Source organism: Vibrio sp. RM-41-2B (assembly GCF_024744415.1).
GTDB classification, from domain to species: Bacteria; Pseudomonadota; Gammaproteobacteria; order Enterobacterales; family Vibrionaceae; genus Vibrio; species Vibrio diabolicus.
Window position 1 is genome coordinate 1 of sequence record NZ_JAMQWD010000029.1, and the last position, 10,265, is coordinate 10,265.

The following is a 10,265-nucleotide window of genomic DNA, read 5'->3' on the forward strand; positions in this document are numbered from 1 at the left end:
CTGGATTGATGACGAGGTAAGTCCGATGAAAAGAATTGCGGTCATTGGTTCCGGTGGTTCGGGTAAATCCACATTTTCGGCACTATTAGGTACAGAGTTGAATTTGCCTGTTCATCATCTCGATCAGCTATATTGGAAACCAAATTGGGTTAAAACTCCAAAAGATGACTGGATCAAAATTCAAAAAGGTCTTTGTGAAAGCGAGTGTTGGATTATCGATGGTAATTATCAGAGCACCCTTGATATAAGATTTGAAGCTTGTGATACAGTAATATTCTTAGATGTAAACCGATATACCTGTATCTATCGAGCACTAAAGAGAACATTATTAAGTAGTAAGCGTCCAGATTTAGCTGAAGGTTGCGATGAAAGGTTTGATATCGAGTTCATCAAATTTTTATGGGACTATCCCAAAAAGTCGAAACCCCTAATAATGGACAAACTCAAGACGCTTACAAGAAATAAGCGTGTAATTATCGCAAAATCGGGAGAGCAAGCGCTCCGCCTTTGCAAATCCAGTTAACAAACTGTTCAAGAGGGATTCGCAACGCGTGGCATTTTTACTATGCGTTGGTTTTAGTGTTTAAGGTGGTATGCGGCGGCATCGGTATTGCGTTGCTCACCCCTTAACAGGGCGTTAGTTGCGCGTGAAAATAGAGAGTATATGAGAGAAAGTTGGGTTCGATACGATGATATCGAAGAAAAGAGGCAAGGCTACTTTGTTGTATATCGCCCTGTATTCACAGGCGAAGACCATGCCATGCTAAAAATTCATATTTATGAGCCAGAATTAGTTTCTGAAATAAAGACGATCGCTGAACATGAGTTAGGTGTGTGGGCAAAGCGATATGCTACTCCAATTATGGTTATTGTAAAAAATTTCACTCAATCCGATTGGAGAACCAAAGATATTGTTGGTCACAATTTTTTGCTTGGTTATGCTGTTGGTAATGATGTTATAGCGCATTGGGATGAATATCCTAAGTCACAAGAACCACAGTTTGACTTATCAAAAGAGACATTAACAGCCATTTATTCTGGTTTAAATAACCGAACTTTGGAGCAAGTAATTGAGCAACAAAAGGAAGAATTAAAAGGTCGAAAATTACTATTATTTGTTATGACTTTTTGGTTTTGTATTATTCCTGCTTTTATCGCATATCTAGGTTGGTCAAGTCCGTTCTTTTCTTTACTAGCTCTATTATACAGTTGGTATTTAGCTACGAAGAAAGGGCTTCAGCTGTGGGGTAAGAAAAAGAAATCACAAAAGGAATTAGATGAGGAAAAGGAGAACTTACAGAGAGAACATCACCATTATCATTGTAAGCTTAACCCTGATGCATTCCTTAAGTTAAAGTGTGAGAACTTCAAGAAAGAACGCCTAGAAAAAGAGAGAGGGAAGATTGAGGAAATGCGCAACTAACAAACTGTTCAAGAGTGATTCGCAACGCGTGGCATTTTTACTATGCGTTGCGTTTGGTGTTTAAGGTGGTATGCGGCAACATCGGTATTGCGTTGCTCACACCTTAACAGGGCGTTAGTTCCCCAGAGGAAGCAATCAATCCGTAGGAAATTTTTGTTTCTGGTGGAGTACACGCATAACTCTGATGATATCGCCTTCGACCCAGTAAGAGATAATCATCGAAATCTCAGGAATAATGAGCAATCGTCCGCGGATACCATCTCGTTGTACACCCATTAAAGGTTGTTCAAGCAAGTTTTCTACTTTTGCTTCAATGAGGTTGTCAGTTTTTTCTGCCACATCAGGGTTGAAGTCATAGAGAAACTCGAAGATCTTTTCACGATCATTAAGTGACTCTTCTTCCCATAAAATCATTGCTTACCTCGATTACGGATTCTGGCTTTGCGCTCTTCCATTCGAGACTTAGCCGTTTGGTGCTCAACGAAAACAGATTTTCCTGAGTCAAACTTCTCAAATGCTAGGTTTACTTGTTCAGTTAGCCATGCATCGTGAGATAATGTTTTTCTTTGTTGTTCAGCAAGTTGCTCAGTAAGTTCACGGCAAGCATCACTCAGAGTGCGACCTTGGCTCTCAGCCATTTGTTGAGCAAGGCGTTTTGTTTCTTCATCAACACGAAATTGAATTCTAGTGTCCATGATGTATTCCTTTGTTGGTGTGTGTACAAATGTTAGCACTAGGCTTTGAGATGGGCAACTAACAAACAATTTAAGAGTGATTCGGCACGCGTGGCGTTTTTACTATGCGTTGGTTTTAGTGATTAAGGTGGTATACGGGAGCATCGTATTGCGTACCTCACACCTTAATTGGGCGTTATGCGCTAGTGCATTTAAATATCGAGGGATGTATGGATAATGAACTACCAAAAGCGATGGTATTGAAAACAATAGATGGTAGACATGTGGGTTTCATGTTGTTAGCTCCCAATTCAGGCGAGTCGGGGGAATGTGTTTTCAGTTTATCTGCGTCATCTGCAGAGGTAATCGATAGCAATTTAGGTGTCGTTCTATCTGAGTTTAAAGTTTCTGGCGAGCATAAATACGTAGTGGAAACCATAAAAGATGGGTACTTAATTAATATTGCACCAATAGGCCTACCTAATGTTCAAGTTCAGCTTAATTATCAGTTCTCCGGAGATATAGTTACTGATATTGAAGGACGAGTCGCTTGTATTGGAACAGCTGAATTAGTGGAGCAAAGCGCATAACAAACTGTTTAAGAGTGATTCACAACGCGTGGCATTTTTACTATGCGCTGACTTTAGTGTTTAAGGTGGTGTGCGGCAGCATCGGTATTGCGTTGCTCACACCTTAACAGGGCGTTAGTTGCCAACGAGAAAATCGCAGCTAAAACAGAGTGTTTAGGTCTAATGTTCGTGTGCTTTGCTCGATTTTGCACTTCGAACTTCGGGTTCTTGGTTCGCGGAAATTGAGCTTCGATCTTTTCCTAGTTTGGTTTGCCGTTTCAGAAACCGATTTACTTGTTGAAAGTCAGCTTTGTGGCGTTGTTTCTCCAAAAGGTCTTTTTGGTGTTGTCAGTTCGTTTTCTACGGCGTTGCGTGTTCCAAGTGGTTTCAGTGACAGGCGCTTTGAAACTGCGCCTGAATTGAGTTTTTCAAAGCACGTAAAACTAGTGTTGGCAAAACGGCAATCGACTTCAAATCAAAGCTTTAGGTTTGGCAACTAACAAAGCATTCAAGAGGGATTCACAACGCTCGGCAGTTTTGGTTTGAATTGGCTTTAGTGTTTACGGCACAATGGTTTAGGTAGGGTGGTAGTGTTGTTCACCCCTTAATGCGGCGTTATGTGAATAGGAGGTTTCAGTGAACAAGGTAGTCAAAGAACGCTTCGATGAATATCCGGAAAATGCTCGTATTAGGCTAGAGGAGCTACGAAATCTAGTCTTTCAAATCGCATCTGATTTGGAGCTGGGTGAAGTCGATGAAACTCTAAAGTGGGGTGAACCTAGCTATAGTGTAAAAACAGGCAGCCCGCTAAGAATGGACTGGAAGCTAAAATCTCCTAACAACTATTATCTGTTCTTTAATTGCCAAACTAAGTTAGTCGATACATTTCGAGAATTGTATGGTGAAGAACTGGTGTTTCAGGGAAACAGAGCAATCGTTCTGTCCTTATCGCAAGTGTTGCCAGAAACAGCAATCAAGTCCTGTTTAGAGTTGGCTTTAACCTATCAGCAGCGTAAACATTTACCTCTTTTGGGCGCGTGAAAAATTCACATAACAAAGCGTTCAAGAGGGATTCCCAACGCTCGGCATTTTGGGTTTGATTCCGCTTCAGTGATTACGGCACAATGGTTTAGGTTGGGTGGCCTGCGTTGCTCACCCCTTAACGCGGCGTTAGTACGGGTTTGACATCAAAGGTCATAAGTTTTGGTGTTTATCTGTTTTGGCGCTCCTATTTACACCTTTCAGTTAGTGCCTTTCACGTTCTTTCCGGTGGCACTATATGTGGAGTGTTCGCTTTGATTTCGCCGTTTACGGCTTTTAACTCTTAGTCTATTTCTTTGGTGCTTCTTCTTTTTCGTGGTTTTTACTAAGTCAGAATTGCCTTTCTTTCGTGTTGCCGTCGAAGTGCGAGGATCGAATCCTTTTCTAATTTGAAGCCAGTAAAAGTAGGGGAGCTCGGTACGTTTTTCTTCTAACCAACTTTCGTCTTTTAATCGGGGCAAAGTTTTGTCGCTACCCGTCTCACTTCAGTGCTCAAAGCCTTTTATATCATGTCAGTTTTCAATATCTTGGAGCGCATAAATAGAAGTAGCGCATGTACTAACAAATTGCTTAAGAGTGATTCGTAACGCGTGGCATTTTCACTTTACGGTGGCTTATGTGATTAAGGTGCTGTGCGGTAGCTTTTGTATTGCGTTACTCACACCTTAGCAAGGCGTTAGGCGTTGTCCAGAGAGTATGGAGAGATAAGATGAATAGAGCTTTTCCAGATGAATTAAAAAAACTGCACTCAATAGAAATTGACTACGCGGACGGTGAGGGAATTGATTTTGAACCATATGATGATTTCTATTCACAAGAGGAAACATCAGAATGGATTAAAGCATGGACTGGTAATTCTTCACTCAATGGGCATGAATATTTAATTTTTGGTCAAGATGGTTCTGGCGGTTACGCTGCTTTTTGGTTGGTCGCTAATGTCGAAGATCTTTTGCAACAACCTATTGTGTTCTTTGGTTCTGAAGGTGAAGTTGGGGTGGTTGCACAAAATTTTGGAGACTATGTTTGGTTGTTTGCACATGGTCTTGGGCCATACGAGGCTGTTGCTTATCCTGATCTGAAGCGCCCCCTGAATAGTAAGTTTTTGCACTTTGCTCAGGAGGTTGCCCCGTCAAATGAAAGCTCAGTGTCTAAAATCATAAGTGTGGCCAAATCAAAGTACCCTAACTTTGAGCAAATAATTGACGAACTTTGCCAGTAAGCCAATCGCCTAACAAACTGTTTAAGAGGGATTCGCAACGCGTGGCATTTTTACTATGCGTTGATTTTAGTGTTTAAGGTGGTATGCGGCGGCATCGGTATTGCGTTGCTCACCCCTTAACAGGGCGTTATGTGAATAGGAGGTTCCAATGAACAAGGTAGTTAAAGAACGCTTCGATGAATATTCGGAAAATGCTCGTATTAGACTGAAGGAGCTACGAAATCTAGTCTTCCAAATCGCATCTGAGTTGGAACTGGGTGAAGTCGATGAAACTCTAAAGTGGGGTGAACCTAGCTATAGTGTAAAAACAGGCAGCCCGCTAAGAATGGACTGGAAGCTGAAATCTCCTAACAATTATTACCTGTTCTTTAATTGCCAAACTAAGTTAGTTGATACATTTCGAGAATTGTGTGGTGAAGAACTGGTGTTTCAGGGAAACAGAGCAATAGTTCTGACCTTATCGAAAGCGTTACCAGAAACAGCAATTAAGTCTTGTCTAGAGTTAGCTTTAACCTATCATCAGCGTAAGAATCTTACCCTTTTGGGCGCGTAAAAAAATTCACATAACAAGGCGTTTAAGAGGGATTCTCAACGCTTGGCATTTTCAGTTTGAATTGGTTTTAGTGTTTACGGCACAATAGTTTAGGTTCGGTGGTGGCGTTGTTCACCCCTTAACGCGGCGTTATGTCACCGAGTTCTACTAATGCAATTAGTCTTTTTGTACATTGTGCAGAACTAGTGATATAAACTCGATCATTGTAGACATTTACAAACTAAGTTGTGTAGTGGTTTAGACCTCATATAGTAGCAGCTTGTCGAGAAATCAAAAAAACAGGAGTTTGACTTATGCTAATGCAATTTTTGGGGATTTGCTTGGTTGCTTTTAATATGTTGCTTTTCTTTATCGCCCTATACCACTGTGTCATGATGTTTGGATCATTGTTCACTGACATAAAGAAAATCCCAATTTACGCATGTAAATTCTTGCTCTTCTTTACCTTAACTGGTGCATGTTACTTCATAATCTCTAGTTACGCTGAACACCTGAAATTTACTATTGTTCCTAAAGTGAGTTCGAACCAAGTCCCTGTAGCTCAGTGACATAACAAAGCGTTTAAGACGGATTCCCAACGCTCGGCATTTTTAGTTTGCTTCAGTTTTAGTGTTTACGGCACAATACTTTAGGTGCAGTGGTCTACGTTGCTCACCACTTAACGCGGCGTTATGATTCAGGAGTAAATATGGAAGAATTACCTCAAAATAAAGAATGGAAAGACTACGGGCATGCGGGAGTAAAAGCTACACTGAGTGTTATCCCTTTAGCTGGCGGCGCTTTGGCTACGTTATTTGAAACGGTCTTTTCTGCACCAATAGATAAGCGCAAAGAAGATTGGTTGATCCTATTAGCCAATACCGTTGATGAGGTTTGTGAAAAAGTTGAAAATCTGACACCAGAAAAGCTATCTGAACACGATGCGTTTATATCTGCATATCTTCAAGCTTCAAATATCGCGGTCAGAACTCACCAAGAAGAAAAAATCAAAGCGTTAAATAATGCAGTAAAAAATACAGTATTAAATGAAGGTATAGATGAAACCTTAAAGTTAATGTTCATTCGGTTCATTGATGAAATGACGCCACTTCATTTTCGAATTCTACACTTCTTGTCAACCCCCGATCACTACATTCAGAAATTGAATACAAATCCTAATAGTTATACTCATTGGGGAGACTTACGTAATGTGTGGAAAAAAACCTATACAGATATTGGCTCAAATGATCCTATTATCGATTTGATTATCTCTGATTTAAACAGATTTGGTATGGTACGGATTAAACAGTTTCATGAAGCAAGCTTAGACTCTGTAGGTACTTCAATGGGTCAGAAATTCATCGATTTTATCGAGCTTGAATCATAACAAACTGTTTAAGAGTGATTCGCAACGCGTGGCATTTTTACTATGCGTTGCGTTTGGTGTTTAAGGTGGTTTGCAGCGGCTTTTGTATTGCGTTGCTCACACCTTAACAGGGCGTTATGTGCAATATGAGGAAATATGTTAGGACAAAGTACGTTGAGAGAAAGGCTAAAAGAGCCGTTAACTGAAACAACAAGAAAAACGCGTAGGAACCTATTAGCAGCGGCGGTTACTGGGATTGTAATTGTTCAGGTCGGCTTAGTTCCTAAAAAGATATCGGCATTTGGTATAGAGTTCAGCGAAGCTAACCAAGAGTCACTTTTGCAGCTGGTATCTGCGGTTATTCTCTTTTACGCGATTACATTTTTAGTTTATGTACTCTCAGAACTCACTGCATGGAAGATCGCTCTTAAGTCAGAAGAGTTCGAGTTCATGCTAAACCAAAAAGAAAATATCCGAGATTACATTGGTGAAAGTAGAAGAGATATGTTCTTCGACCAAATCAATCGACTTAGCTTTATTGCTAACCCAGTGTTCTTATTGAGGCTAGCGGTGGAAGTTATTCTTCCTATAACCTTAGCGGTGTGGGCGTTCTCACTAACGTGGTCGTGGGGCACATAACAAAGCATTTAAGACGGATTCTCAACGCTTGGCAATTTCAGTTCAGCTCGGCTTCAGTGTTAAATGTGGCAAGGTTTCAGGTTAGTGGTCGCGTTGTTCACCACTTAATGCGGCGTTAGTACTGGTTGGGCATCAAAGGTTAAACATTCGGTGTTTATTGGTTCCCTTTCCCAGGTTTGCACCTGAACAAATGTGCCTTTCACGTTCTTTCCGGTGGCACTATATGAGTTGTGTTTGCTTTGACTTCACCGTTTACGGTGTCTAACTTTCGGGCTATTTCTCTGGTGTGGCTTCTTTGGTGCTGGGAAATTCTCGTCAAACACTGAGTTTCTTTGGCGCTGCCGTTTAGTTCTGCAGCCTGTATCCTTTGCAAATTTGAAAACGGCGACAATAGGGCAGTTAAGCATATTTTTCTTCTCGCCAACTTGCGTTTTGAGAGAGAGTTCTAGTTTGGCAGTTGTCCCTTTAGCTTCAGCATTTTAAGCCAGAAGTTTCGTGCTATATTTCAATATCTTGGCATGTGCCAAATGTTCACGGGCAGCGTACTAACAAGTTGCTTAAGAGTGATTCGTAACGCGTGGCATTTTTGGTATGCGGTGTCTTCAGTGATTAAGGCGTCGTGCGGTAGCTTTTGTATTGCGTTACTCACACCTTAGCAAGGCGTTATGTGCTTATGCATCTAATTTGGGCTGTATCGCATAATCAGTACAGGTTTTAAGGAATGTTTCCAGTTATAGATTAGGGTTTTCGAGAGTGCAAATGGAGTTCTCGCTTATGAATACTTGGAAAAATAAAAGATTAAACAGGTGGAAACAAACTAGTAAAAAGGGGCGGGGTCATTACGTTTTAAAAACTACTTTAATTGCAGCTGGTTCAGTCTTGTTTGGAAAAACTGTTGGTTTCATCCTATTTGACAAAGTTCGCACGTGGTTAGAATTCTGGTTTGATTTTGGTTTGTCGACACTGATATTACTTGCTCTTGGGGTAGTTCTAGGTTTTGTAACGTGGAGTGTCTCAGAGTCTTGGTATAGGCGAGAAATTAATAAACAAGAACGCACATAACAAACTGTTCAAGAGTGATTCGCAACGCGTGGCATTTTCACTATGCGTTGGTGTTAGTGATTAAGGTAGTATGCGGCGGCTTCTGTATTGCGTTGCTCACACCTTAACAGGGCGTTATAACCTTAGAGGGAAAAATGGAACTTAGAGCATTTGAGAAGGAAGATCATGACCTGCTTATCGGTTGGATCGACTCAGATAAATTGAATTACCAATGGGGGGGCCAAACTTTGAGTTTCCATTGGATTCAGTGCAAATTTCTAAACACTGTTCTCAAGAGCAAGTATTTCCGTTTATCTTTGTTGTCTCAGGTCAGAACGCTGGCTATGTTGAACTATTCAAAGTTTCAGATTCGCACTTTAGGATTTGCCGCGTATTTGTTTCAGACAGCTTTCGTGGAAAGGGCATTTCAAAGCGCATGCTTGGTCAATTAGTCGATCTAGCAAAAGAAAAATACAGCGCTAGCTTACTATCACTAGCTGTATTTGAACGAAACATAGTTGCGAGAAATTGCTATGAATCGCTTGGTTTTACCGTTACAGCGCATGAAAATGGCTCTCGTTCTTTCGACGGTGAGGTTTGGGGTCTTTTACGTATGGAAAGACGGTTATAACAAAGCATTTAAGAGTGATTCGCAACGCTTGGCGTTTTCGCTTCGCTCAAGTATAGCCAAGCGTCGCTCACACCTTAATGCGGCGTTAGGTTTCTCAGCGTCGAATATAAATAGAGGTGATCCTAGGCTATGTTTATCAAACTAAGAAATCAGTTTTCTCTTGAGTGGACTTGGCGTTTGTTTATTGTTTTGTCTATCGCAAGTTTGGTTCTAATGATTTTCTTCGATGTAACAAGTAGGACGTGGTCAGTAATCCCAGATTTTTTAGATTATCGTGGTAATTTGCAATTTAAGTGGGACTTATTTGATAGTCGGTATTGGACAAGGTTTATTCACAATTGGCTAGCATTGTTCCTTTTCATAGGGCCTTGGTTTATCGCCAAATCAGCAGACTGGGTCTCCAGTGCTAAACGTAAAGAAAAAACCTAACAAATTGTTCAAGAGTGATTCGGCACGCGTGGCATTTTTGCTATGCGTTAGGTTTGGTGGTTAAGGTGGTATGCTGAAGCTTTGGTATTGCGTGCCTCACACCTTAACAAGGCGTTATACGATTAAGGAGAGAAATGAAGCCTGATTTACACGGAAGTAGAATCGTTTTGAGGTCAATTCAAACGAATGATTCTGATGATTTGTTTGAAATTTATGGTGATATTCAAACAATGGAATTTGCCTCAGACCCAGTTTTTACATCGAAAGATCTGATAGTTCAGATGCTAGAAAGCGTCGTCCAATTAGAAAAGTCGGGTGAATCGTTGGAATGGGCAGTCTTAGAACAATCAACCAACAAAGTTATCGGAACTTGCGGTTTACATAGTTTTAGTGATTGCGGTCATTCATGCGAGATTGGATGCTTACTTAATTCATCATATTAGCGACAAGGTTATATGTTTGAAGCTCTCAGTTTATTATTTTCTCATGCAAAATCTGTGGGCATTGAAAAATTGTATGCAGACATTGATGAAGGTAACTTTCGGTCTAAAGCTCTGTTTGAAAAATTAGGTTTCAAAGCTCAAAATGGTCAGTTTCAGCGCTCGTTGTGAGAAATCGTATAACAAAGCGTTTAAGGCAGATTCGCAACGCGTGGCATTTTTGGTTTATTCAGCTTTAGTGTTTACGGCGCAATAATTTAG

General features: G+C 40.7%; 12 protein-coding genes and 2 pseudogenes. 12 read left to right on the top strand and 2 right to left on the bottom strand.

The annotated features are described in order from the left end of the window. A partial coding sequence (locus NB463_RS16010; protein WP_258431642.1) for a DNA topology modulation protein occupies nucleotides 1–523 on the top strand: 523 nt, incomplete at its 5' end. Nucleotides 524–664: 141 nt separating this feature from the next. Then, a complete protein-coding gene (locus NB463_RS16020) occupies nucleotides 665–1,423 on the top strand; it encodes a hypothetical protein (RefSeq protein ID WP_258431643.1) in 759 nt (252 codons plus the stop codon). Nucleotides 1,424–1,558: 135 nt separating this feature from the next. Here the strand turns inward: NB463_RS16020 and NB463_RS16030 are convergent, their stop codons facing one another. Further along, a complete protein-coding gene (locus NB463_RS16030; protein WP_258431644.1) occupies nucleotides 1,559–1,837 on the bottom strand; it encodes a type II toxin-antitoxin system RelE/ParE family toxin in 279 nt (92 codons plus the stop codon). After that, a complete protein-coding gene (locus tag NB463_RS16035; RefSeq protein WP_005398409.1) occupies nucleotides 1,834–2,118 on the bottom strand; it encodes a type II toxin-antitoxin system RelB/DinJ family antitoxin in 285 nt (94 codons plus the stop codon). Before NB463_RS16035 ends, NB463_RS16030 begins: the two co-directional genes overlap by 4 nt. A gap of 209 nt (nucleotides 2,119–2,327) precedes the next feature. Here NB463_RS16035 and NB463_RS16045 point away from each other — a divergent pair, with 209 nt between their 5' ends. From NB463_RS16045 to NB463_RS16125, 10 genes and pseudogenes are all read left to right on the top strand, one after another. Next, the gene (locus tag NB463_RS16045; protein WP_258431646.1) at nucleotides 2,328–2,687 is read left to right on the top strand and encodes a hypothetical protein; all 360 of its coding nucleotides are present in this window, start codon (nucleotides 2,328–2,330) and stop codon (nucleotides 2,685–2,687) included. 221 nt (nucleotides 2,688–2,908) lie between these two features. Beyond that, entirely contained in the window at nucleotides 2,909–3,166 is a 258-nt protein-coding gene (locus NB463_RS16055; protein ID WP_139060767.1) for a hypothetical protein, read from the top strand. A gap of 136 nt (nucleotides 3,167–3,302) precedes the next feature. Continuing rightward, nucleotides 3,303–3,707 carry a DUF1801 domain-containing protein gene (locus NB463_RS16060; RefSeq protein ID WP_062853831.1) on the top strand — a complete coding sequence of 135 codons (405 nt, stop codon included), beginning with the start codon at nucleotides 3,303–3,305 and terminating at the stop codon, nucleotides 3,705–3,707. Between the two features lie 709 nt (nucleotides 3,708–4,416). After that, on the top strand, nucleotides 4,417–4,926 hold the full coding sequence (locus NB463_RS16070; RefSeq protein WP_139060478.1) for an SMI1/KNR4 family protein: 510 nt from the start codon (nucleotides 4,417–4,419) through the stop codon (nucleotides 4,924–4,926). Between the two features lie 148 nt (nucleotides 4,927–5,074). Beyond that, nucleotides 5,075–5,479, top strand: coding sequence for a DUF1801 domain-containing protein (locus NB463_RS16080; protein ID WP_258431648.1), 405 nt, complete (start codon nucleotides 5,075–5,077; stop codon nucleotides 5,477–5,479). A gap of 688 nt (nucleotides 5,480–6,167) precedes the next feature. Continuing rightward, a complete protein-coding gene (locus NB463_RS16085; protein ID WP_140339090.1) occupies nucleotides 6,168–6,845 on the top strand; it encodes a hypothetical protein in 678 nt (225 codons plus the stop codon). A 135-nt stretch (nucleotides 6,846–6,980) separates the two neighbouring features. Further along, nucleotides 6,981–7,463: a hypothetical protein gene (locus tag NB463_RS16095; RefSeq protein ID WP_258431649.1), complete on the top strand. Its 483-nt coding sequence runs from the start codon at nucleotides 6,981–6,983 to the stop codon at nucleotides 7,461–7,463. Between the two features lie 774 nt (nucleotides 7,464–8,237). After that, nucleotides 8,238–8,525 carry a hypothetical protein gene (locus NB463_RS16105; RefSeq protein ID WP_258431650.1) on the top strand — a complete coding sequence of 96 codons (288 nt, stop codon included), beginning with the start codon at nucleotides 8,238–8,240 and terminating at the stop codon, nucleotides 8,523–8,525. 134 nt (nucleotides 8,526–8,659) lie between these two features. Further along, nucleotides 8,660–9,135, top strand: a pseudogene (locus tag NB463_RS16115) (GNAT family N-acetyltransferase). A gap of 563 nt (nucleotides 9,136–9,698) precedes the next feature. Next, nucleotides 9,699–10,175, top strand: a pseudogene (locus NB463_RS16125) (GNAT family N-acetyltransferase). The last annotated feature ends 90 nt before the right edge of the window (nucleotides 10,176–10,265 follow it).